Genomic DNA, 23,054 nt, shown 5'->3' with positions numbered 1-23,054 from the left:
GGGGCTCAGAGGCAGGGGAGCAGGGGCAGCCGCTGGGGAAAGAGCAGGGCCGGCTGCTGGGGCCGCAGGCCCAGGCGGCAACGTTCGGAGAGCTGGAAGGTGCGCTCCAGCGGCAGGCGCAGCCGCAGGCGGAACGGGGCCGCCTGGGGCTGTTCCAGCTCCACCTGCAGCAGCCATTCCCGCCCCAGAAACTCCCGACCCATCACCCAGGCAGTGCCAGCCGGATCGGGAGTCAGCTCCAGGGCATCGGGTTGCAGCAGCACCTCAGCCGGTGCCCCGTCCGGGCAGGGGGAGGCCGCCGCGCCGGAGAGGGGCGCGAAGGCCCCCAGTGGCGTGACCACCTGGCCGTTGCGCCACTGGGCCGGCAGCAGGTTGCGTTGCAGCACGAAGTGGCCCACGAAGGCGGTGGCGGGATGCTCCACCAGCTCCTGCGGCGCCGCGCACTGGTGCAGGCGCCCGTCCTTGAGTACCGCCACGCGGTCGCAGATCGCCAGCGCCTCCTCCGGGTCGTGGGTGACGATCAGGCCGCTGGCGCCGCAGCGGCTGAGCACGCCAGGCAGTTCGCTACGCAGCCGCAGCCGCACGTCCACATCCAGGTTGGAGAAGGGTTCATCGAGCAGCACCAGCTCCGGTGCGGGCGCCAGCGCCCGGGCCAGTGCCAGCCGTTGCCGCTGGCCGCCGGAGAGTTCGTGCGGATAGCGCTGCTCCAGACCCGCCAGCCCCAGCAACTCCAGCAACCAGGCGGCCCGGCTGCGGTCCTGGCGGGGCCGCAGGCCGAAACAGGTGTTCTGCCAGGCATCGAGGTGGGGAAACAGGGCGTAGTCCTGAAAGACCATGCCCACCCCGCGCCGCTCCGGCGGCACCCAGACGGCCGGACCGGCCACCTGCCGGCCCTGCACTGTCACCTGCCCCCGCGACGGCCGTTCGAAGCCGGCGATCAGGCGCAGCAGTGTGGTCTTGCCGCAGCCGGAGGGACCAAGCAGGCCCACCAGTTCCCCCGGGCCCAGGTGCAGGTCGATCGCTTCCAGCGCCCAGTCGTTTGCCTCGCCACGGGCGCCGCCGCGCCCGTAGCGGTGCCAGACACCATCGAGGCGCACCGGATCGGCCGGCATGGACTCAGCGGCTGCAGGTCGGTTCCCGGTGGCAGCGTTGGCAGCAGCTGCAGCGACAGCACGGGCAGCGGCCGCTGCGGAAACCCCGGTGGAGCTGGCGATAGGACACCCTTAAGCTCGTTTTTCCCATCTTCCAACGCCATGGGCGCCGGCCAGTCCATCGAGGCGATCCAGACTCCCGCCGCTCCTGAGCCGGTGGGCCCCTACAACCAGGCCGTGCTGGCGGGCGGCTGGCTGTTCTGCTCCGGCCAGATCGCCTTGGATCCCGTCAGCGGCGCGATGGTGGGCGACGGCGATGTGGAGGCTGAGACCCGACAGGTGCTCAGCAACCTCGTGGCGGTGCTGCGGGCGGCAGGCAGCGGCCCGGACCAGGTGGTGCGCACCACGGTGTTTCTGGCCGACCTGGCCGATTTTGCCCGGGTGAACGCGATCTACGCCGAAACCTTCCAGGGGCCTGTGCCCCCCGCCCGCGCCTGCGTGGAAGTGGCGGCCCTGCCGCGGGGCGCGCGGGTGGAGATCGACTGCATCGCGGTGCTCGGTTGAGGCCTGATGGGGCCGCCGTCAGGTAACGAACACGACATCACGTAGTCGACGTGACAGTCAGCAGCTGGCACAGGACCGACACTGTTCCTCTGCGTTACGACGTTCATGGCGTTCTCCCCCTTTCGTCGCTCTGCCCCCGCCGCCGGTTCGCAGCGGCTGTATCGCCTGGTCGACCGCCAGTGCGCTCCTCACCCGGTGCTCGACGACCACTTCGAGTCGATGGATGCCGCCTGGGAAGCGGCCCTGAGCTGGTGGGAAGAGCAGGCCTGTGCAGTGGAGCAACCGATCGAGATCGGCATCGAGGTGAGCACACCCCGCGGCGACTGGCGAACCCTGCGCTACCCTGGCGGCTGGCCCGGACTGATGCACTGAAAGAGTCGATAGTCTCGGCGCGTTGGTTGTCAATAAGTGCTGGAGGATGAGCGGGTCAAGCCGTTCATCACGATCACTACTCCCTTCCTCGTGTTCGGTGGCCCGTTCGCCACCGGCGCCTCGGCACCCACTTCACGCTGACCGGCACCATCGTGTCGCGCAACCGGGCAATTGAACACTCGTACTGGCAGAACCGGCTGAACATCTGGAGCCTCAGGCGGCTTCTAGCTGCTGCCGCAGCGGCGGCGGCAGCCTGATCCCGGAGAGAAAGGCGAGTGCCACCAGCAGGCACGAGGCCCAAAGGCAGGCCTGCAGGCCGCCCACCAGGAACAGGGCGCCCGAGAGCAACGTGCCCACCAGCCGGCCGGCCGCATTGGCCATGTAATAGAAGCCCACGTTGAGGCTCACCGATTCGGCATCGGTGTAGGCCAGCACCATGTAGCTGTGAATCGAGGAATTCATCGCGAACACGGCGCCGAAGGCGACCAGCCCCACCACCAGGGCCACGCTGGGATTGCCCACCTCGCGCCACAGGCTGATGGCGATCAGGGCGGGAATGGCGGTGAGCACGGCGCTCCAGAACTGCACCGCAGACACCCCTGGTGGGCCGCTTCTGCCCCAGCTGCGCCGCAGGGCCGGCACCGAGGCCTGAATGATCCCGTAGCCGATCACCCACAGGCCCATGAAGCCACCGGCCTCCCAGTATTTCCAGCCCAGCACCGATTGCAGAAACACCGGCAGGGCCACCACGAACCACACATCACGGGCACCGAACAGGAAGAAGCGGGCGGTTGAGAGCACATTGATGCCCTTTGATTTCGAGAACAGTGCGGTGATCGCCGGTTTCTCCTTCATGCGGCCGATCTCACCGGGCAGCACCAGGGTGAGCAGAAAGGCCAGGAACAGGCCGGCCGCCATCGCTCCCACGGCGGCGCTGAAGCCGATCGTGGCGAGCAGCACCCCACCGAGGAAGAAGCCCACCCCCTTGAGGGCGTTCTTGGAGCCGGTGAGGATCGCCACCCATTGGAACAGCTGGCTCTCGCCCCGGCTGTGGTCGTCAGGGGTTTCCGCCACCACGGTCTTGATGGCGCTTTTGGCGCTCATCTTGTTGAGGTCTTTGGCGATGCCGCTGATGGCCTGGGCCACCATCACGTAGGCCACGCTCCACCAGCGGGGCCAGTCGTCAGCCACCGGAATCAGCATCAGCAGGGCGCCCACCTGCAGCAATGTGCCGGCCCAGAGGGTGAGCCGCAGCCCGAAACGGGCCCCAAGCCAGCCGCCGTAGAGGTTGGTGACGATGCCGAAAAATTCGTAGAACAGAAACAGAAAGGCGATTTCCAGGGTGGTGTAACCCAGCTGGTGAAAGTGGAACACCACCAGCATGCGCAGCGCCCCGTCGGTGAGGGTGAAGGCCCAGTAGTTGGCCGTCACGATGCCGTATTGCTGCAGGGCAGTGAGCTGCTTCATGATTCGGAAAGCTCGCGGACCGCTGGCCCGACACCGGCTTCGAGCGCCGCCACGTGGCAGGCCAGATCGGCCATGCGGCAGCTGTAGCCCCACTCGTTGTCGTACCAGGCGAACACCTTGAGCTGGGTGCCGTTCACCACCATCGTGGAGAGAGCATCGATGATCGAGCTGCGGCTGTCGTTGAGGTAATCCACCGACACCAGCGGCCGCTCTTCGTAGCCCAGGATTCCCTGCAGTGGGCCGGCGGCGGCGGCGGCAAAGGCCCCATTCACCTCCTCCACACTCACCGCGCGCTCCAGTTCGAACACCGCATCGGTGATCGAGGCATTCGTGAGCGGCACCCGCACGGCGTGGCCGTTGAGCTTGCCCTGCAGTTCGGGAAAGATCAGACCAATTGCCTTGGCCGATCCGGTGGTGGTGGGGATCAGCGAGCTGCCGGCGGAGCGGGCGCGGCGGAGGTCGGATTTGAAGGCATCGATCACCACCTGGGTGTTGGTGATGTTGTGCAGGGTGGTGATCGAGCCGTGGCGAATGCCGAAGCTTTCGTGCACCACCTTCACCACCGGCGCCAGGCAGTTGGTGGTGCAGGAAGCGGCGGTGAGCAGACGGTGGCGGCTGGGCTCATAGAGGTGATGGTTGATGCCGAACACCACGTTGAGAGCTTCTGCGCCGGCGACCATGCCTTTCACCGGGCAGGCCACGATCACCCGCCTGAGGCCCGGCACAGTGAAGTAGGGCTCAAGGGTGTCGGGGGTCTTGATCTTGCCGCTGCATTCGAGCACCAGGTCCACGCCGGCGTCGGCCCAGGGCACGGCGGTGGGATCCTTGTGACGGCTGTAGCTCACGGCATGATTGCCAATGCGGAAGCCGTCGGCTTCGGCCTGCACCGCCTGAGGCCAGTGGCCGTGCACGGAATCGAATTCGAGCAGATGGGCAGCAGACGCAGCGTCACCGGCAGGATCGTTGACATGGACCAACGTGTAGCCCCCGGCGTCCGCACTGCGGTGGGCCGGGCGTTCCCAGAGGGCGCGGAACACAAGGCGGCCGATCCGGCCAAAGCCGTTGATGCCGATCTTCATCGCAAGGCGATCGCAAGCAGATCGACGTTAAATCAAGTTTGGTTGATGGATGCGTGTTGTGGGACACGCCGGGTGCCGTTGTGCCTGTCCGGCACTCCAGCGCCCCAGCTCCAGGCGGCGCGTTGGTGGAGGCCGCAGGCCCTGATGGGGGCCTGAAGCTGCCGAGAGAGCGGCCCGGGCGGGGTCCCAATGACGCACGTCATTCGGTGGTCGGCCGGGAGCTTCGGTGTGATTGGATATGCCTTAATGGGCATCACTCAGGATGAGGGATAGTGGCATGGCGAGTGGGCTCTCGGAAGCAGCCCGCAGCCGGATTGCCGACTTCTGCCTGATCGCCGACCTCACCGGCACTGATCTGCTTGTGCTCGCGTTGAGCAGCGGCCGCTTCGTGGCCTGCAATGACTCCGCACACACCCGGCTGGGCTACAGCAGAGCCGAACTGCTCACTCTCACCCCGGCCGCCATCCAGGCGGACCCTGACCACGATGTCGCCTGGGTGGCGGCCCGGCTCCAGGAACTGGTGGCCGCTGGTGGGGGGAGTTTTCAGACCCGTCACCGCTGCAAGAACCACACAATTCTGGATGTGGAGGTGAGCCACCGGGTGTTGACGCTCCAGGGGGAGCAGCTGGTGCTGAGCTCCGTGCGCGACCTCACTGAGGCGCATCTGCGCGACACCAGCGTGGCCAGCGCCTGCAAACTGCTGAGTGACGGGGAGGCTTTCAGCGGCATCGGCTCCTGGGAGCTGCGTTTTGCCGATGGCACCCTGCGCGGGTCGCCACAGATGCGGCGCTTGTGCCGGTGGGCGGACCACGAAACGGCCACCACGATCCTGGCCTATGGCGCCCTGGTGCATCCCTCCGACCGCAACCGCTGGCACAAGGAGTTGCAGCGGGCGGTCAATCTGGGCGAAGCGTTGTGCAGCCGCCACCGCCTGGCCTTTGCCGATGGCAGCGAAAGGCTGATGCAGGTGGATGCACAGATCACTTACGACACCAGCGGGGAGCCCCTGCGCGCTCTGGGCACCCTGCGTGACCTGAGCCGGGAGCAGAGCCTGCTGCAGCGCCAGATCGGGGAGCGTACCCACGATCCGGTCACCGGCCTTCCCAACAAGCTGGCCGCACTTGAGGAGCTCAACCGGCGCCTGCAGGGCCGCGGCTACAACAACTCCATGGCCGTGCTCAGCCTGGACATCGACGGCTTTCAGGACATCAACGACCAGTTCGGCTCCGAGGTGGGCGATCAGGTGCTGCAGGAAGTGGCCCGGCGACTTGAGGAGCTGATGGGATCGGAGGCCTGGCTGGCGCGCCTCAGCAGCGACGACTTCCTCCTCGTGCTGGAGGATTCGATCCATTCTCTCGGCGATGGCCTGATGGCCTGCCGTCACCTTCAGCAGCGCTGGGGCCGCCAGAACCAGTTGCTGGCTGATCTGCCCTTGCTGCCCAGCCTCTGCATCGGCCTCGCTTCCTATCCCGAGCACGCCCAGACCGGGCAGACGCTCATCCAATGCGCCAACACGGCGCTGTCGAAGGCCAAGAGCCTGGGTCGCAGCCAGGTGTGCGCCTACTCCAGCACGATCAGCCGCCAGATCCAGGAGCGCATCCACCTGAGCGGTGAGCTGGGCCAGGCCATTGACCGGCAGCAGTTCCGGCTGGTGGTGCAACCGCAGGTGCACTGCTCCCGCGCCCTGGTCGGCGCAGAAATTCTGCTGCGTTGGACCAACAGCCAGGGGATTCCTGTGGCGCCCAGCCATTTCATCCCTCTGGCTGAACAGAGTGGCCTCATCCTGCAGCTGGGCAGCTGGGTGTTTCAGCAGACCCTGCAGCACCTGGTGCGCTGGCGTGCAGCGGGCCTGCCGGTGCCCCGGCTGGCGCTCAATGTTTCGCCCCGGGAGCTGGAGTTGCCTGGCCGGCAGTACATCAGCTCGCTGATGGATGGGCTGATGGAGCACAACCTCAGCCCGGCGCAGCTGGAGCTGGAGATCACCGAGTCGGCCCTGCTGCAGGATCCGCTTGCCTGCCGCGAACACCTGCGGGTGTTGGCCGATCAGGGCTTTCGCATCACCATCGATGACTTCGGCACGGGCTATGCCTCGCTGGAGCTGCTGCGCGACCTGCCGGCACACCGCCTCAAGATCGACCGCACCTTCGTGAGGAGCCTCACCGCCTCAGCCGGTGATCGCACGATTGTGCAGGCCGCCATCACCCTGGCGCAAGGCCTGGGGATGGAGTGCATTGCTGAGGGGGTCGAGACAGAGGAGCAACGCCAGATCCTCGAGGACTTCGGCTGCAACCTTTACCAGGGCTACCTCTGCGGACGCCCTCTGGAGCTGGACGCCTTTGAAACCCTGCTCCGTGATCGCCTCGCCAACCCAAAGAGCGGAGATGACACCGGCCGTTGGCAGAGTCAGGTGAGCCTGCAGCCCAACCGGCAGGGAAACAGCACATCCGTGCCCAGCACGTTTGAACAACTGGAACTGCTGCGTTCCGCCTTCGATCTGGCCGACGACTACTTCATGCTGCTGCAGGTGATCCAGGGGGACGAGGATTCGATCACCGACTTTCTGATCCTGGAGGCGAATCAATCGGCCTGCGCCACGATGCAGCAGGAACGGGAGGCCATCGTGGGCAAGACCCTACTGACCATCTTTCCGCAGATGGAGCAGAACGGCCTTCTGGAGATCCACATCGATGCCGCCTCCCGCAGCACCCCTACGTTCATCAACGATTTCGTCTACAAGGATGACACCCTCATCCAGGCCCACCGCTGCTACGACATACAGATCCTGCCCACACGCGGCTTTCTTGTGGTGAGCTGGCGCGACGTGACGGATCGCCTCAGGGCCGCACGCACCCTGGCGAATTCTGCAGCCCTCTATCGCTTGCTCACCGACAACATCGTGGAGGTGGTGATGCTGCTCAATCAGCAGGAGGAGGTGGTGTGGGTGTCTCCTTCCCTGGAGCCGATGACGGGCTGGCGAGAAGACCAATGGAAGGGAAAGACCTTCTGCGAGCTGTTTGTGTCAGCCGAGGGTCGGCCAGAGCCCCTGCAGCTCGATGCCTGGCTAACGCCCCATGGCCCGATTCACCAGGGACGCCTGCGGCTGGCGGATCCCAAGGGAGGCTGGAGCTGGGTGGATCTGAGTGTGAGGCGCCTGCAGGAGGAGGGGCGGCGCAGCGGTGAGTCCAGCGCCGCTCCCGCGGGATCGCCGGCTGCGCTGAATCTGCACGAGGGCTATGTGATCACCCTGCAGCCTGTGGATCAGAAGGTGATCGAAGAACAACGACTGCTGCAACGGGCCAACCACGATCCCCTCACCGGCCTTGACAGCCGCGACGCCATCCTCAGCCTGCTGGAGCAACGCCTGCTGGATGACAAGACCCTCAGGGCCCAGCCGCTGGCCCTGCTGTTCTGTGACTGTGATGGGTTCAAGGACATCAACGACAGCTACGGCCATGCCTGCGGCGATGTGGTGCTCCAGAGCGTGGCGCGGCGTATCCAGCAGGTGATCCGCCACCGTGACCATGCTGGCCGCATCGGTGGCGATGAGTTTCTGGTGATCCTTGATGGGATTCGGGCGTTGGAGCATGCGATCGCGGTGGCAGAGAAGCTGCAAGTGGCGATTTCCAGGCCGGTCCCCTGGGGGGATCACAGCATCACCCCCTCGTTCTCCATCGGCGTGGCCCTGCACGGCGCCGGAGAGGATGCGGCCCTGTTCCTCAGGCGCGCCGACCGCAACATGTACGCCGCCAAAGCAGGCGGCCGCCACAGGGTGGTGGCCCTCTGAGCCTGGTGCCAGCGCATCATGGCCATCAGGCAGGGCTCTTCGCTGCGGCGGACGCCATCGATGCAGTGGGTGCCCGCTGGACCGGCAGTGAATGGTAGCGGCGAGGTGTGAGCCGCAGCCTGCTGAATCGAAGGCCTGGATTGAGTGTTGAGGGGAAAGAGAGGTGCCGAGAAGGGAGAGGAGTGCTGAGAAGCGACGAAGACTGCTGCGTAGCGCGAAGATTGCTGCGTAGAACGAGGATTGGAGTTCTGATTGGTGTGGCTGAGCCGTGAGTACCCCGTTGTGGGTTGTGTGTCTTTGTTCAGCGCTTGAGTGTAACGTTGAGTGGCGCAGTGCTCAGTTTGCGCTGCGGAGTGAATGGTTTGTGTGCTGAAAGACCCAGGCGGAGCCCTTCTGAAGCTGGCTCCCCACCATCCGCTGCGCCCGATCATCCTTATTCTGCAGCATCTTTACTCACCCCTCCATGCTTCGCCTCGTGGCTACGGATCTATGGGTGGCAGAACAGGCGCAGACGTATTTCGGCCTGAGCATCGGCGCCAGGATGACGGTGATTCGCCTGCAGGACACCGGCAACCTGCTCGTTCTTTCTCCGATCGAGCCCACGGCTGAGCTTGTGGACGCACTGACCACACTTGGCCGCATCGGCCATATCGTGGCGCCGAATTCCTTCCACCATCTGTATGCCAATGCGTTCAAGCTCTGCTTTCCGCAGGCCAGGTTCTGGGGGTCTGCCGCGCTCAAGGCCAAGTGTCCTGACCTGATGATCGATCAGCTGCTGACTGCTGAAGCGCCCTCCCCCTGGCCGGATCTGCTTCTGTGCCAGCTGCAGGGCCTGAACACGATGGCCCCCCTCGGTCCTGTACCTCTGGATGAAATTGCCTTGTGCCACGTTCCCAGCCAGACCCTTCTTCTCACCGACAGCGCGTTCAATTTCGACGCCTCTTTCCCCTGGCTCACGCGTTTCACGACCCGCATCGCCGGCGGTTTCAATCGCCTGGAGCCCACAATCCTCGAACGCCTCGCCTCATCGGATCGGCGTAGGGTGCGTGCCTCGATCGATGCGGTGTTGGCGTGGGACTTTGATCGCGTGATCGTTGCCCATGGCGCCATCGTTGAAACCGGCGGCAAGCCCATGCTGGCAGCGGCGTATGCGGGCTTTCGGAGCTGATCGCTGGTTCTCACCATTGGTTTGCCTTCTGTGGTGGCCGGCTCAATGGCGCTGGAGACGACGATGCGACCGTGCTGCTGGGGTGTTGCCTGAGAACAGCGCCGGTGCACTGGGCCACAAATGCATCAACTAGAATTGATCAACTATGCAGGAATGGTCCCGTGAGCGTCGCCACCACGGGCCTGCCGACGGAGCAGGCGCGCCAACTGCTCAAAGCCCTCGCTGATCCGCTGCGTCTGCAGGTGATCGAGGCCCTCGGCCATGGCGAGCGTTGCGTCTGCGATCTCACCACGGATCTGGGCCTGGCGCAATCGAAGCTGTCGTTTCACCTCAAGGTGCTCAAGGAGGCCGGGTTGCTCGCCGATCGCCAGGAGGGTCGCTGGATCTACTACCGCCTGCGCAGCGAAGCCCTCGTGGCGCTCCAGCACTGGTTGGCGGACCTGTCTGCAGACTGCGCCGCTCCCGCTTCCCCCTGCTGCTGATCCCTGGGCAGCTTCGAGCGATGGCTGAGTGTGTGGGTGGCGTGCATCAACCTTGTGCCATCGGCGCTGATCGATCGGTGAGACGTCGCGCCAGGACCTGATCCACTGCTGAAGTCGTCCGCTCTCTGCTCGTCCAGGCCTTGATGGCGTGAGCGTCCTTTGGCCGTTCAGCTCGCCAGCTCCCTTGTCCTTCCCATCGCCCTTTCTTGCATGGCCCCGGAATCCAACGACCATGGCAGACGGGCTGCCGATGACAAGGCCGTCTTGGCCCAGCTGTCGTTGCTCGACCGCTTCCTGCCGCTCTGGATCCTGCTGGCGATGGGTGGCGGCCTGCTGCTGGGCCGCTTCTTTCCTGCCATCCAGGGTTGGCTCGATGCCGTGAGGATCGGCAACACCTCCCTGCCGATTGCTCTGGGGCTGCTGCTGATGATGTACCCGGTGCTGGCGAAGGTGCACTACGAGGAGTTGGGCAGCGCGGCGCGGGATCGCCGCCTGCTGAGGCTCTCCTTGGTGTTGGTCTGGGGTCTGGGGCCGGCACTGATGTTCGTGCTCGCCTGGCTGTTCTTGCCGAACCAGCCGGAGTTCCGCACGGGGCTGATCCTGATCGGCCTGGCCCCCTGCATCGCCATGGTCTTGATCTGGATCGATCTGGCCAGGGGCGACCGGGAGGCGGCTGCCCTGCTGGTGGCGATCAATTCGATCGTGCAGGTTCTGGCCTATGCCTTGCTTGGTGGCTTTTACCTGAAGATCCTGCCCGGCTGGTTGGGCCTGGCCACTCAGGACGTGGCGTTTCAGATGGCGGAGATTGCCAAGGCGGTGCTGGTGTTTCTGGGGCTGCCGCTGGCGGCGGGCTACCTCAGCCGTCGCATCGGCCTCCGACTCAAGGGACCGCGCTGGTATGAGCAGCGGTTCATCCCGTTCATCAGCCCCTTCGCGCTTTACGGCCTGCTGTTCACGATCGTGGTGATGTTCGCCCTGCAGGGCCAGGCGATCACCTCCGACCCGCTCGCAGTGGCCGGCGTGGCCGTGCCTTTGCTGCTCTACTTCGCGATCATGTGGAGTGTGGCCTTTGCAATGGGCCGGCACAGCGGGCTCAGCTATCCGAAAACGGCAACCCTTGCGTTCACCGCCGCCGGCAATAACTTCGAGCTGGCCATCGCCGTGAGCATCAGCGTGTGGGGGGTCAGCTCCCGTCAGGCCTTGGCCGGTGTGATCGGTCCGCTGATCGAGGTACCGGTGCTGGTGGCACTTGTGTATGTGTCGTTGTGGTTAAGGCGCCGTTTCGAGGTTCGGGCCATGGACTGAATGGCGGCGCCACAGCCATGCCCAGATCTGAGGCGGCGTGTTGAAAGGTTGGGGTTGCGGTGGCGACTGCCATCTCCGACGTTTGCGAGCGGCAGTAACGGCTGATGGCGGACTGACACTTCATTCAATTCGCCAGGGTCATCCTGAAAGCATCACAGCCTGTTGGCGCCGGTGCTGCTTTCTGCTTCACAGCCGATCTGGTCCCTGCCGCTGGAGAAGGTGTACCCGGGGTTGCGCACCACCCCAGAAGGTCTCAGCCAGCCGGAGGCGCAGCAGCGGCTGGAGCGTTACGGCGCCAACAGGTTGCCGCCCCTGAAGCGCCGGTCCCTGGCCCTGCGCTTGCTCGACCAGATGGTCCACTTCATGGCCCTGCTTCTCTGGATCGCCGGGGTGCTGGCCTTCGTGGCGGGTACGCCGCAGCTGGGTTGGGCGATCTGGGCGGTGGTACTGATCAACGGCCTCTTTTCCTTCTGGCAGGAGTTCCAGGCCGAGCGCACCCTGGCCGCCCTCACCCGTGCCCTGCCCCGCCAGGTGCAGCTGTGGCGTGACGGCACGCTGGGTTTCCGCTCCGTCGAGGAGCTGGTGGCCGGCGACCGGCTGCTGCTGGAGGAAGGGGACCGGGTGCCGGCCGATTGCCGGATCAGTGTGAGCCATGAGCTTCGCGTCGATCTTTCGGTGCTGACCGGCGAATCGGCGCCCGTGGCCCGCCAGGCCATGGACCTGCCGGCTCACCAGGCCGAGCTGGGCCTGCCCACCGGCGAGCGGCCCAACCTGTTGCTGGCGGGCAGCACGATCGCCTCCGGCCGGGGCGAGGCGTTCGTGTACGCCACCGGCTCTGAAACCGAGTTCGGCCAGGTGGCCCATCTCACGGCCGGCACGCCGCGCAGCGTCAGCACCCTCGAGCAGCAGGTGGCCCGCATCGTGCACACGATCAGCACGATCGCGCTCACGATGGGCCTGCTCGCCTTCTCCTTGAGCCTGGTGTTCGTGGGCATGACGCCCCTCGAAAGCCTGGTCTTCGCGATCGGCATCATCGTGGCCAACGTGCCCGAGGGTCTGCTGCCCACCGTCACCCTGGCGCTGGCGTTGAACGTGCAGCGGATGGGCCGGCGCAAGGCGCTGGTGCGTCGCCTCTCAGCGGTGGAAACGCTCGGTTCCGTCAGTGTGATCTGCAGCGACAAGACCGGCACCCTCACCTGCAACCGCATGGCGGTGGAGGAAACCTGGCTGCCGGTTCCCGGCGAGGAGCTGCATCAGCTGCTGCTGCAAGGGGCCGCCCTCTGCAGCAACGCTCGCCTGGATGCCAGCGGTGCCGTGGGAGATCCCACCGAGACGGCGCTGCTGCAGGCGGCGCAGGCCGCGGGCCTCGATCCGGCGGAGCTGCAGCGCCTTCACCCCCGCCAGCGCGAGATCCCCTTTGATTCGCACCGGCGGCGCATGACGGTGCTGGTGAGCTGGCCTGACCCACCCCTGGCCATCGCCACTGGCGACAGCCTGGTGATCACCAAGGGAGCGCCGCTGGAGGTGCTGGAGCGCTGCGACGCCTGGCTCACCCCTGCCGGCAGCGAACCGCTCGATGCGCGTCGGCGCCTCAGTGTGGTGGCCGCCAACGACGACCTGGCCGCCAGGGGCTTTCGGGTGATCGGCGTTGCCCTGCGGGCCGCCGGGGCGGAAGAACTGCAGGCGACGCCAGGAGACCTGCTGGAAACGGGCCAGACGCTGCTCGGCCTGCTGGGCCTGTACGACCCGCCCCGCCCCGAAGTGCCCGATGCCATCCGCCGCTGCCGCGACGCCGGCATTCGGGTGACCATGGTGACCGGTGACTACGGACTCACAGCCCAGGCGATCGCGCTCCAGATCGGTCTGCTGGAGCCGCCCGCCCCCAATGGTCGCGGAGTCAACAGCCACCGGGGCAATGGTCAGCACCGGCTGTCCGGCGCCGACCCGGTACGGGTGATCGAGGGCTCCACCCTGGCCCAGATCAGCGACGTGCATCTGCGCCAGCTGCTCAAGTACCGCCACCGACTGGTGTTCGCCCGCATGGCCCCGGAGCAGAAGCTGCGGCTCGTGCAGGCCTACCAGGCCCTGGGTGAGGTGGTGGCCGTCACCGGCGATGGCGTCAACGACGCCCCGGCCCTGCGTGCCGCTGATGTGGGCCTGGCCATGGGCATTACCGGCACCGATGTGGCCCGCGAGGCGGCCGACATCGTGCTGCTCGATGACAACTTCGCCACGATCGTGGAGGCGGTCCGCTTCGGCCGCTCGGTGGTGGCGAACATCGGCAAGTTCATCACTTACATCCTGGCCTCGAACGTGCCCGAGGTCGCGCCGTTCCTGGCAATGGTGGTGCTGCGGATCCCGGCGGCCCTCACCGTGCTGCAGATCCTGGCGGTGGATCTCGGCACTGACCTGCTGCCGGCCCTGGGGTTGGGCTCCGAGACCCCCGAGGCGGGGGTGATGCGCCAGCCGCCCCGCCCCCGGGACCTGCCCCTGCTCAACCGGCCCCTGATGGTGCGGGCCTATCTGGTGCTGGGTCTGGTGGAAGGCCTGAGCGCGATGGCGGGGTACCTGCTGGTGTGGCGCAACAACGGCGTGGACCTGGCCGCCCTGCAGCAGCTGGCGCCAGACCTGCTCCATCACCGCGCCACCGTTGAGGTGCTGGCGATTCAGCACCAGGCCTCCACCGTGGCCTTCTCACTGATTGTGGCCGGCCAAATGGCCGCGCTGCTGGCCTGCCGCAGCGACAGGCGCCCCTTCTGGGACCTTCTGCCCATTCCCAATCCGTTGCTGTGGCTTGGCTTCTTCAGCGAGCCCGTGGTGGCGGGCCTCCTGGTGCTGGTGGCCCCGATCGCCGCTGTGTTTGAGCTGGCCCGCTTCCCGGTTGGCTACCTCGGCCCGATCGCCCTGGCTCCCGTGGCGGTGCTGCTCGCCGACACAGTGCACAAGTGGCTGATCCGCAGGCCGCTCAGATGTGCAGGTTCGGGCAGATTTCGCTGCCGTCGTCGACAGGATGGCGCTGCCAGCGGGCCAGCAGCTCCTTCAGCTCCGTCTTGAGGTGACGCAGATCACGGATCTGGTGATCGATCCGCTCGATCTGGTGCAGGAGCTGGGCCTGGATGCTGTCGCACGGCAGGGCGCCGGCGTCGTGGACGTTGAGGCAGGCCTGGATCTCCTCCAGCGTGAGCCCCAGGGTTTTCAGCCGCCGGATGAACTCCAGACGGCGCAGGCTGTGTTCATCGAAGAGGCGATAGCCACCCTCGCTGCGGCCGATCGCCGGCAGCAGGCCCAGGTCTTCGTAATACCGCAGGGTTTTCACCGGCACGCCGCTGCGCGACGCCAATGCCCCGATTTTCATTCCCCCTTGCCCCACGGCGGGACGCGCCATCGATCCCACTCTCCATTCGGCCGGTGAAGCTAGCGGCTGGAGCCGCTGATTCCGCCATCTGTGACTGGTCAGTCAGCAAGGATCTGCCGGCAGCGCCCACAGATCCGACCGCTCACCCCTGGCGCCAGGGTGTGCTCCTCCACATCGGTGGTGTAGTGCCAGCAACGCTCGCACTTCTCGCCGTCGGCGTGGGCGAGCCGCAGCCTGAAGCCGCCACCGGTGTCGTTGCTGTCGTCGCTGGGGGTGTCGCCATGGTCTTCGGCCAGCACCACCGCCGGCGCCGCGCCCTCCAGCTGCACCGCCGACACCAGCAGCCAGTCGGCCAGGTTGTCGACCTCCGGGTGGGCGCTGCTCTCCAGCAGCTCCAGGGCCTCGGCCAGAGCGGCATCAACGCCGCTCAGCTGCACCTGTGCCTCCAGCGACGCGCCCAGGGCACCGGCACTGCGGCAGCTTTCCAGCTGCCGGTTCACCCGGGCCCGCAGGGCCAGGATGCGCTCCATCGGCGCCAGCAGCTCCGGCGCGCTCCACGCGGCCGGGGCGGTGGGCCAGCCACGCTCGAACACCGAGGCTTCGGCCACGGGATAGGGCAGGTTCTGCCAGATGTCCTCCGCCATGTGGCACAGCACCGGGGCGATCAGCCCGGCCAGCCGCTCCACCACCAGCTGCAGCACCGTCTGGCAGCTGCGGCGGCGGAAGGACCCGGCTGCGCTCACGTACAGCCTGTCCTTGGCGATGTCGAAGTAGACGTTCGACAGGTCCACCACGCAGAAATTCTGCAGTGCCTGGAAGAAGCGATAGAAGGCGAAGTTGTCGAAATCGGTGCTCACCGCCTCAATCAGCGCAGCTGTGCGGTGCAGCATCCAGCGGTCGAGCAGGGGAAGCTCCGCCAACGGCACCGCGTCGCCTCCTTCAGCGCGGGGTCGTGGGTCGAAATCGTGCAGGTTGCCGAGCAGATAGCGGGCCGTGTTGCGCACCTTGCGGCTCACATCCGCCAGCTGCTTGACGATCCCCGGACCCAGTGGCACATCGGCGGAATAATCCACCGAACTCACCCACAGCCGCAGCACATCGGCGCCGTAGGCCGGCTCCTGCTTCTCATTCTTGCCGCCCTCCACCAGCACCGCCGGATCCACCACATTGCCCAGCGATTTGCTCATCTTGCGGCCCTTCTCATCGAGGGTGAACCCATGGGTGAGCACCCGCTTGTAGGGGGCACAGCCGTTCACGGCCACCGAGGTGAGCAGGCTGCTCTGGAACCAGCCGCGGTGCTGATCCGAGCCCTCCAGATACAGGTCGGCGGGGTAATTGAGGCGGGTGGCAGGCGGCTCCTGGGACCCATCAGCGGTTTCGCTGGCTTCAGTGGCCTCAGCGGTTTCGCCGGTCTGCAGGCCGCCCAGCACCGCCGCCCAGGAAGAGCCGGAGTCGAACCAGACGTCCATGGTGTCGGTGCCCTTGCGCCACAGATGCGCCTCGGCGGCATGGGCAGGGGGCAGCAACTCGGCTTCCTCCTTCTCCCACCACACATCCGAGCCGTGGGCGGCGATCAGTGCCTGGATGTGATCGAGGGTGGCCGCATCGAGCAGCACCTCGCCCGTTTCGCGGTGATAAAACACCGGGATCGGTACGCCCCAGGTGCGCTGGCGCGAGATGCACCAGTCGCCCCGTTCGCGCACCATCGCCTCGATGCGGTTGCGGCCACTGGCCGGCAGCCAGTCGACGGCGGCGATGGCGTCCAGCGCCTCGGCACGAAAGCCCTCCACCGAGGCGAACCACTGCTCGGTGGCCCGGAAGATCGTCGGTTTCTTGGTGCGCCAGTCGTAGGGGTAGCGGTGCGCGTAGCTCTCCTGCTTGAGCAGGGCGCCGGCCCCCTCCAGGGCCGCGATGATCGCCGGGTTGGCGTCCTTCAGCACGTTCAGGCCGGCGAACGGGCCCGCCTCGGCGGTGAGCGTGCCGCCTTCGTCCACCGGGCAGAGCACAGGCAGGCCCGCCTTGCGGCCGGTGTTGAAGTCGTCGACGCCATGGCCCGGCGCCGTGTGCACCAGGCCCGTTCCCGCTTCGGTGGTGATGTAGTCGCCGCCGATCACCACGGGGCTGCTGCGCTCCATCAGGGGATGGCGATACACGACCCCTTCCAGCTCGGCCCCCTTCAACGACAGCAGCGGCTCCAGCGGCAGCGCCAGGCTCTCGCGCAGGCTCTCCACCAATGCCGTGGCCACGATCAGGTGGCGGCCCGGCTCCACCCGGCACACCGCGTAATCGAGCGCCCCGTTCACCGACACCGCCAGGTTGGCGGGCAGGGTCCAGGGGGTGGTGGTCCAGATCGCCACAGCCAGGGCACCGGCAGCCGGTGTGGTGGCCGCTTCCGCGCTGGTGAGGCCGATGGCGGTGAGGCGTGCGCCCAGCCCCGCCGGCAGCTCCACCACCGGAAACGCCACGTAGACGCTCGGGGAGGTGTGGCCGTCGGGGTATTCCAGCTCCGCTTCAGCCAGGGCGGTGCGGGAGCTGGGGCTCCAGTGCACCGGCTTGAGGCCCCGGTAGATGTGACCCGCCAGCACCATCTGGCCGAAGACACCGATCTGGGCGGCCTCGTAGTGCTTCTGCAGGGTGAGATAAGGCTGGTCCCAGTCGGCCCAGATGCCCCAGCGGCGGAAGCCCGCCTTCTGGCCCGCCACCTGCTCGAGCGCATAGGCGTGGGCGCGGCGGCGCAGCTCGATCGGCGTGAGCCCGCGACGCTCCTCGCTGCCCATGCCCTGCAGCACCTTGAGCTCGATCGGCAGCCCGTGGCAGTCCCAGCCGGGCACGAAGCGCGCCCGTCGCCCCTTCAGCAGGGCGTACTTGTTGATGATGTCCTTGAGGATCTTGTTGAGCGCATGCCCCACGTGCAGGGCGCCGTTGGCATACGGCGGCCCGTCGTGCAGGGTGAACACCAGCCCGGGGTTGCTGCTGCTGAGCCGCTCGTAGAGGCGCTGCTCGGCCCAGAACGCCTGCAGTTCGGGTTCACGCGTCCTGGCGTTGGCCCGCATCCCGAAGGGGGTCTGCAGCAGGTTGAGGGTGTCCTTGTAGGACACCGGCGGGGCGGTCACGGCGCCTGGGGCAGCAACCGGGATTATCGGCCCCGGCATTCCCCGGCGGCAGCGGTGTGGTTGCGTGGAGGTCGCTTCTGATCCTGCGAGCAGGCTCAGCGGGCGCTGGGTCCAGTCGGAGGATCGCCAGCCAGATGCGGGGGCTCGGGTTCGGCGATGGGCTCCGGCGTCCGCTCGTGGTCGGTGCAGGTTTCGGTGTCTGCAGCCGCCGTGGCGCTGAGGCTGAGGTCGCCGGCGGGGATGCCCTGAGCGTCTGACTGGTACGGGGCTGGGCTGGGGTGAGTGGTCTCTGGGTCGTGATCGGCTGAAGGTTCGTTGCCGGCAACTGGCTCTGCGGAACCTGCGGGAGCACCCGCTGCAGGGCTCACCGGCCCAGGACTCTCCTGGGCAGCACTGGGCTCTTCAGCACTTGGCTCGGCAGTACTCACCGCTGTGGTGCCTGCCGGATCCGGCGCCGTTGCCGTCTCCGCGGTTTCCGTCCCCGACGGCGGGTCCTGATCGGCGGCGAGTGCTGCGCGCACGCGGGCGTCCACCTCTGCGAAGTCGCTCACCACCGCCAGCGGCGCTTCGGGGGCGTCAGCGGCCGGCGCTGGCGGAGCGGGAGCCGTGGGGGTCTCTGCGCCGGCAGGTTCGGGTCGCACCCAGCGCTTGGTGGTCTGGGATGGCTTGGCGGTGGTGGTCCTGCTGGAGAGGCTCGCGGAGACGGCGGCGCTGCGTTGCTTGAGCCAGCCGCCCAGCGCCATGGCCCGAGAGAACAGCAGCCCGCCGAGGGCGATCACGGTGGTGCCCAACTGGTTCAGGCTCGTCTGCCACCGCGCTGCAGACCAGAAGCTCTGGCGTTCCTCCTCGCTCAGCTGACGCCAGCGGCTCTGGCTCACCTCGGTGCTGAGCCGCCCGATCAGCAGCCCGCCGCAGAGCACCGCCAGCATCGGCGCGCCACTCAGCCGCTCGGCACTGGTGACCAGCACCAGGCCCAGCAGCAGCACCACCGCGCCCCAGAAGGCATCGCGTGGGCGGCTCAGCTCCGGCACCAGCAGCGGCAGGAGCAGCAGGGCGAGGCCGGCGAGCAGGGCCAGGGTTCCACCGAGGGTGGCAAGCATGGCTGTCGCAGCAGGGCGGCCCCATTCTGCGCCGCTGATTACAGTCGGTCCGCTGCCCACCTGGCGGAATTGGTAGACGCGCTGGTTTTAGGTACCAGTGGCTTCGGTCGTGGGGGTTCAAGTCCCCCGGTGGGCATGGCGCAGGCAACATGGACATGACAGGGAAGACGGATTGACGAAGCCGGCGCGCACGTGGCTGCTCGGGGCGCTGGCATTGGTGGTGGTGCTGCTGGCCATGGGGTCGCCGCTGCGGGCCACCCCGGCGGCCGTTCAGATCCCCTCACCGGCGCGCCCCACCTTCACGGCCTCACCGCCCTCCCTCGATCGCGCCACCTCGATGGTGGCGGCCGGCAGCTACGAGGTGGCGATCGTGCGCATCCTCGGCATTCCCACCCTGATGGTGGCGTCGCCGGTGGTGGGAAACGGCAACGGAACTGGCAACAGCAACGGCCATGGCAGTGACGCGGAGACCGGCCCCGATGCGGAGCGCCGCGCCCAGGTGATCGAGGGCAACCTCCGCTTGCTGTACAACCCCACCGCCCTCTGCACCAACAGTGAACGGCTGGCCGAGTGGAGCCTGCTGCGGGCTCTGGGGGCCAACGATCCCGCCTGTGAGGGCGGTCTGACCGATGGCGTGCGTGCCGCCTCCGACGACCTCACGGTGGAGGTGCGGCAGCTGCCCACCGGCGCCGTGATCCTCGAAGCCACGGTGCCGGAGCGGCCCCAGCCGCTGCCGCTGCTCACCGTGACCTTTGCCGACGCCACCATGAACGGCACCACTGCGCTGGAACTGGGCCGGCGTTGGCAGGAGCGGCTGCAGAGCCGCCTCCGCTACGCCCGCCAGGCGCTGCTGCCGCAGAGCCTGCGCCAGCGGTTGATGCTCTGCCTGCTGGCCATGGCCCTGGTGCTGCTGCTCACCGCTGGCACCTTCTGGCTGTGGCGCCGCAACCGCCTGGCCATCGCCACGCTCAAGGCGCAAGTGGCGGCCCCGGCGGCGTTCGCGCTGGCGGCTCCGGTGGCGTCAGCGGCCCCAGCGGCGGCTGCCACGCGCGGGCTGCGCCTGCAGCTGTTCGAGGCGCTGAGCCTCGTGCTGCTGGTGCTCGTGCTGCTGCAACTGATGACGGTGGTGGCGCTGGGCCTGATGGCCATTCCCGGCGGCGTGCCGCTGGCCCTGGAGGTGCTGCTGCAGCCTGCGCTGGTGGCGATCAAGGTGCTGGTGTTCGCGTTCACGGCGCTGCTGGGCCGCGCGCTGGTGTCGTTTCTGCTGGATCAGTGGGCCGCCAGTGGCCGGGTGCCCGCCGACCAGCTGGCCCGCCGCGACCAGCGCCACCACAGCCTCGAGCGCATCTTCCACCGGCTGGTGGATCTGGCCTGCATCGCCATCGCCGCCGGCTGGGTGGTGGTGGGCATCCCCGGCGTGCGCGAAACCTCTGCGTCGTTCCTGCTGGCCGGCGGCGCCGTGCTGGGCGGCCTGGCGATTGTGTTCCAGGGGCTGCTGCGGGATTTCGCCGCCGGCCTGGCGGTGCTGCTGGAGGATCGCTACGCCATCGGCGACTGGATCGAGATCGGCGACATCGAAGGCGATGTGGTGGATCTGAGCGTGCTGAGCACCCAGCTGCGCTGCCTCGATCAGCGGGTGGCTGTGATTCAGAACGGTGCCTTCGACCGGGTGGTGAACCACACCAAGATCCGCTCCGGCAAGTTGGTGGAGGTGCTGCTCTCCCATCGCATCGCCGACATCAACACCGTGCTGGCGGTGATCGCCGAAGAACTCGACGCCCTCGGCCGCGATCCGCTCTGGGGGCCGCTGCTGCTGGCGGCCCCCTTCCTGCGCGGTGTCACCGGCACCGGCCCGCTCGGGATCACCGTGAGCATGCTGCTCACCACCCAGGCTGGTCAGCAGTGGGCCTGCAGCCGTGAGCTGCAGCGGCGCCTGCTCGACCGCCTCCAGCGGGAACGGATTCCCCTGGCTTCTCCCGCGCCTGTGTTGGGGTCGGACTGATTGGCCAGGACGCTGGGTTGGCCCCAATCGCGGCAGCGGCGGCCTTCGATTGTTCGGCAGTTGTGAAGGGCGATCCTTTGTTCAGGCGATCACCAGTTGCGGAAAGCCCCGCCCCCGCCCCCGTTGACGAAGCCGCCGCCATAGCGGGCATTGACGAAGCCGCCGCCGCCGTTAACGAAGCCGCCGCCGCCGCCGCCGTAATAGGGGTGCCCATTGACGAAGCCTCCACGGTTGGCCGCGTTGGCAAAGCCGCCCCGTCCGCCATTGGCAAAGCCGGCTGCCAGCAGGGTGGGATCCTCCGTGCCGTGCCCATGGCTGACGAGGCCCGCGTCCAGGCCGCCATGGGCGCGGAAGGCGGTGGCTATGCGGCGCAGACGGTCCTCAACTGACGCCTCAGGATGGGAGGCAACCGGCGCGGCGGTGGCGACTGGCAGGGTGAGCGCCGCCAGCGCCAGCAGGAAACCCAGCACGCCGGCTCGGGAGTGAATGCTCATGGTTTTGCTTCCGGAGTGGTGTCAGCTGGGACGCGAATCTGCTCATTGGTGAGCAGCACCATCTGAAAATAATCTTTGATCACTTGCGACGGCAATTCCAGAATTCCACTGGGGCCCAACCAGCGATTCACGCTCTCGGTGGCATCACGATTGCCATTGATATAGCCCTGAAGCAACTTGGCTATCGCCAGGTTCATCAGGTTGCGGAAGGTGGAATTGTTCTCCGGAATGATGCACCCCACCGCATAGCGCTGCAGTCCCACCCCGGGCACCAGTGCCAGACCCTTGGCGCCCGTTTTCGCCACGGCGCCTGCCAGCAGGATGGAATCGCCAGCCAGTGCCTCCACCCGGCCCGCCTGCAGCGCTGCAACGGCGGCATCGATCTCGGTGAGGGGCACCCGCACCGCCTTGGGCGCATAGCTCTTGATCGTGGCATCACCCAGCGAGCCGGCCAGCACACCGATCCGCTTGCCTTGCAACGAGGCGGCCGTGCCATCGAGCCCACCACTGCGGGTGAGCAGGCGGATTCCCGACAGGCTGAAGGGGATCGAATAGTCGACGAACATCTCCCGCTCCCAGGTGAACTGGACGCCGCAGGCCAGGTCGGTCTCGCCGGTGTGCACCTGTTTGAACAGGGTGTTCGCGTCGGGGGCGGCAGTGAACGCCAGCCGCACCGGACGGTTCAGGTAAGTGCTGGCTTCGGCGGCGATCCGCTCGGCCACATCAATCGACAGGCCCACCAGCTGGCCCTTGCCGTCTACGAAGGAGTAAGGCACCAGGTCGGTGCGGCCGCCCATGGTGATCACGCCGGTGCGCGCCGCCCGCTCCAGCACGGTTTCGGCGTGGGCGTTGACTGGCCACACCCAGGCGGCAAGCAACGCGGCTGTGCACCACGCCAGCGACGGCCAGCGACGGCAGGGTTGTGAACGGCCGCCTGGGCGGCGAGGCAGGCAGGACAATCCTGGATGGCGGTGTGATTTCACCGAATCTGGCCCCACTTGCCGAATCCTGCCACCCGTCAGGCGGCGGCAGGGGATTTGTTCACGGCCCGGGCGCGGCCACAATGGCGCCATCTGCGCCCGACGACGCCCGTGCCCGGGCTTTCTGCCCCGCCCCGGCTGCACCTGGTGCTGGCAGGAGGGGGCCACAGCCATGCCCTGCTGCTGCGCCGCTGGGTGATGCGGCCTGCCCAGCGCCCGGCCGCTGCCCTGATCACACTGGTGAGCCGCGGCAGCACGGCGCTTTATTCCGGCCTGGTGCCCGCTGTGGTGGCGGGTCTGGTGCCCGCTGGCGCCGCCGCCATCGATCTGCGCCGCCTCTGCCGGCTGGCCGGCGTCACCTTCGTGCAGGCGGAGATCACCGGGCTGGATCTGGCCGAGCGGGCGCTGCTGCTGGCTGGCCGGCCGGCACTGCGCTTTGCGCGGCTCAGCCTGGATGTGGGTGCTGTCACGGCGCCGTGCGCCGGCGCCATGGCGGTGAAGCCGCTCGAACCCTTCCTGGCCTGGGCCGACGGCTATGCAGCGGCGGAAGGCCCCGTGCTGCGCGGTGGTGGCGCTGCGGCGGTGGAGCTGGCGCTGGCCTTCCGCGCCCGTGGGTGGCGGCCCCGCCTGCTGCTGCGGGGCCAGGGGCTGCAGCTGGGGTCGGTGGCCGCCAACCGCGCCGGCGAGCGCCTGCTGGC

Annotated in this window: 16 protein-coding genes, 1 tRNA gene and 1 pseudogene; 10 read left to right on the top strand and 8 right to left on the bottom strand. The window is 67.4% G+C overall.

Going from position 1 to position 23,054, the window contains the following annotated elements:
* Window positions 1-5 precede the first annotated feature (5 nt).
* Entirely contained in the window at window positions 6-1,112 is a 1,107-nt protein-coding gene (locus KBY86_RS11165; RefSeq protein WP_255141121.1) for an ABC transporter ATP-binding protein, read from the bottom strand.
* A 141-nt stretch (window positions 1,113-1,253) separates the two neighbouring features.
* Between KBY86_RS11165 and KBY86_RS11160 the strand changes: the two genes are divergently transcribed.
* Both KBY86_RS11160 and KBY86_RS11155 read left to right on the top strand, forming a co-directional pair.
* Window positions 1,254-1,655 carry a Rid family detoxifying hydrolase gene (locus KBY86_RS11160; protein WP_255101220.1) on the top strand — a complete coding sequence of 134 codons (402 nt, stop codon included), beginning with the start codon at window positions 1,254-1,256 and terminating at the stop codon, window positions 1,653-1,655.
* A 105-nt stretch (window positions 1,656-1,760) separates the two neighbouring features.
* Window positions 1,761-2,027, top strand: a complete 267-nt coding sequence (locus tag KBY86_RS11155) for a hypothetical protein (RefSeq protein ID WP_094513287.1) — start codon at window positions 1,761-1,763, stop codon at window positions 2,025-2,027.
* Window positions 2,028-2,240: 213 nt separating this feature from the next.
* On the opposite strand, the gene arsJ is transcribed toward KBY86_RS11155, so the two are convergent.
* Both arsJ and KBY86_RS11145 read right to left on the bottom strand, forming a co-directional pair.
* Entirely contained in the window at window positions 2,241-3,494 is a 1,254-nt protein-coding gene (arsJ, locus tag KBY86_RS11150) for an organoarsenical effux MFS transporter ArsJ (RefSeq protein WP_094513290.1), read from the bottom strand.
* Window positions 3,491-4,573, bottom strand: a complete 1,083-nt coding sequence (locus KBY86_RS11145; RefSeq protein ID WP_255141120.1) for an ArsJ-associated glyceraldehyde-3-phosphate dehydrogenase — start codon at window positions 4,571-4,573, stop codon at window positions 3,491-3,493. Before KBY86_RS11145 ends, arsJ begins: the two co-directional genes overlap by 4 nt.
* Before the next feature lie 277 nt (window positions 4,574-4,850).
* Between KBY86_RS11145 and KBY86_RS11140 the strand changes: the two genes are divergently transcribed.
* The 5 genes from KBY86_RS11140 to KBY86_RS11120 all read left to right on the top strand — a co-directional run bounded on the left by KBY86_RS11140 (window position 4,851) and on the right by KBY86_RS11120 (window position 14,366).
* Window positions 4,851-8,357 (top strand): diguanylate cyclase domain-containing protein, encoded by a 3,507-nt coding sequence (locus KBY86_RS11140; RefSeq protein ID WP_255141119.1) that lies wholly within the window; start codon window positions 4,851-4,853, stop codon window positions 8,355-8,357.
* Between the two features lie 463 nt (window positions 8,358-8,820).
* Window positions 8,821-9,525, top strand: a complete 705-nt coding sequence (locus KBY86_RS11135) for a DUF4336 domain-containing protein (RefSeq protein ID WP_255141118.1) — start codon at window positions 8,821-8,823, stop codon at window positions 9,523-9,525.
* A gap of 161 nt (window positions 9,526-9,686) precedes the next feature.
* Window positions 9,687-10,007, top strand: a complete 321-nt coding sequence (locus tag KBY86_RS11130) for a helix-turn-helix transcriptional regulator (protein ID WP_094513310.1) — start codon at window positions 9,687-9,689, stop codon at window positions 10,005-10,007.
* 210 nt (window positions 10,008-10,217) lie between these two features.
* Window positions 10,218-11,312, top strand: coding sequence for an ACR3 family arsenite efflux transporter (arsB, locus tag KBY86_RS11125; RefSeq protein WP_315855860.1), 1,095 nt, complete (start codon window positions 10,218-10,220; stop codon window positions 11,310-11,312).
* A gap of 171 nt (window positions 11,313-11,483) precedes the next feature.
* Window positions 11,484-14,366: a cation-transporting P-type ATPase gene (locus tag KBY86_RS11120; RefSeq protein WP_255141159.1), complete on the top strand. Its 2,883-nt coding sequence runs from the start codon at window positions 11,484-11,486 to the stop codon at window positions 14,364-14,366.
* On the opposite strand, the gene KBY86_RS11115 is transcribed toward KBY86_RS11120, so the two are convergent.
* The 3 genes from KBY86_RS11115 to KBY86_RS11105 all read right to left on the bottom strand — a co-directional run bounded on the left by KBY86_RS11115 (window position 14,278) and on the right by KBY86_RS11105 (window position 18,880).
* Window positions 14,278-14,697, bottom strand: coding sequence for a heavy metal-responsive transcriptional regulator (locus KBY86_RS11115; protein WP_233133043.1), 420 nt, complete (start codon window positions 14,695-14,697; stop codon window positions 14,278-14,280). The genes KBY86_RS11120 and KBY86_RS11115 overlap by 89 nt on opposite strands.
* 68 nt (window positions 14,698-14,765) lie before the next feature.
* Window positions 14,766-17,819 (bottom strand): isoleucine--tRNA ligase, encoded by a 3,054-nt coding sequence (gene ileS / locus KBY86_RS11110; protein WP_255141117.1) that lies wholly within the window; start codon window positions 17,817-17,819, stop codon window positions 14,766-14,768.
* Between the two features lie 56 nt (window positions 17,820-17,875).
* The gene (locus KBY86_RS11105) at window positions 17,876-18,880 is read right to left on the bottom strand and encodes a Ycf66 family protein (protein ID WP_255141116.1); all 1,005 of its coding nucleotides are present in this window, start codon (window positions 18,878-18,880) and stop codon (window positions 17,876-17,878) included.
* A 54-nt stretch (window positions 18,881-18,934) separates the two neighbouring features.
* On the opposite strand from KBY86_RS11105, the gene KBY86_RS11100 reads away from it, so the two are divergent.
* Both KBY86_RS11100 and KBY86_RS11095 read left to right on the top strand, forming a co-directional pair.
* Window positions 18,935-19,016, top strand: a tRNA-Leu gene (locus KBY86_RS11100).
* Between the two features lie 36 nt (window positions 19,017-19,052).
* Entirely contained in the window at window positions 19,053-20,882 is a 1,830-nt protein-coding gene (locus KBY86_RS11095) for a mechanosensitive ion channel family protein (protein WP_255141115.1), read from the top strand.
* An 89-nt stretch (window positions 20,883-20,971) separates the two neighbouring features.
* Here KBY86_RS11095 and grrA read toward each other — a convergent pair whose 3' ends face one another.
* Window positions 20,972-21,376 carry a GrrA/OscA1 family cyclophane-containing rSAM-modified RiPP gene (grrA, locus tag KBY86_RS11090; RefSeq protein WP_094513327.1) on the bottom strand — a complete coding sequence of 135 codons (405 nt, stop codon included), beginning with the start codon at window positions 21,374-21,376 and terminating at the stop codon, window positions 20,972-20,974.
* Window positions 21,373-22,254 carry an extracellular substrate binding-like orphan protein GrrP gene (grrP, locus tag KBY86_RS11085; protein WP_255141114.1) on the bottom strand — a complete coding sequence of 294 codons (882 nt, stop codon included), beginning with the start codon at window positions 22,252-22,254 and terminating at the stop codon, window positions 21,373-21,375. The genes grrA and grrP overlap by 4 nt, the downstream gene beginning before the upstream one ends.
* A 213-nt stretch (window positions 22,255-22,467) precedes the next feature.
* Between grrP and KBY86_RS11080 the strand changes: the two are divergent.
* Window positions 22,468-23,054, top strand: a pseudogene (locus KBY86_RS11080) (bifunctional NADH dehydrogenase FAD-containing subunit/selenide, water dikinase SelD); the annotation flags it as partial.

It is taken from the genome of Synechococcus sp. Lug-A, assembly GCF_024345655.1.
Taxonomy (GTDB): Bacteria; Cyanobacteriota; Cyanobacteriia; order PCC-6307; family Cyanobiaceae; genus MW101C3.
The sequence above is the reverse complement of the archived record's forward strand: the minus strand, read 5'-3'. Positions and strand labels throughout refer to the sequence as shown.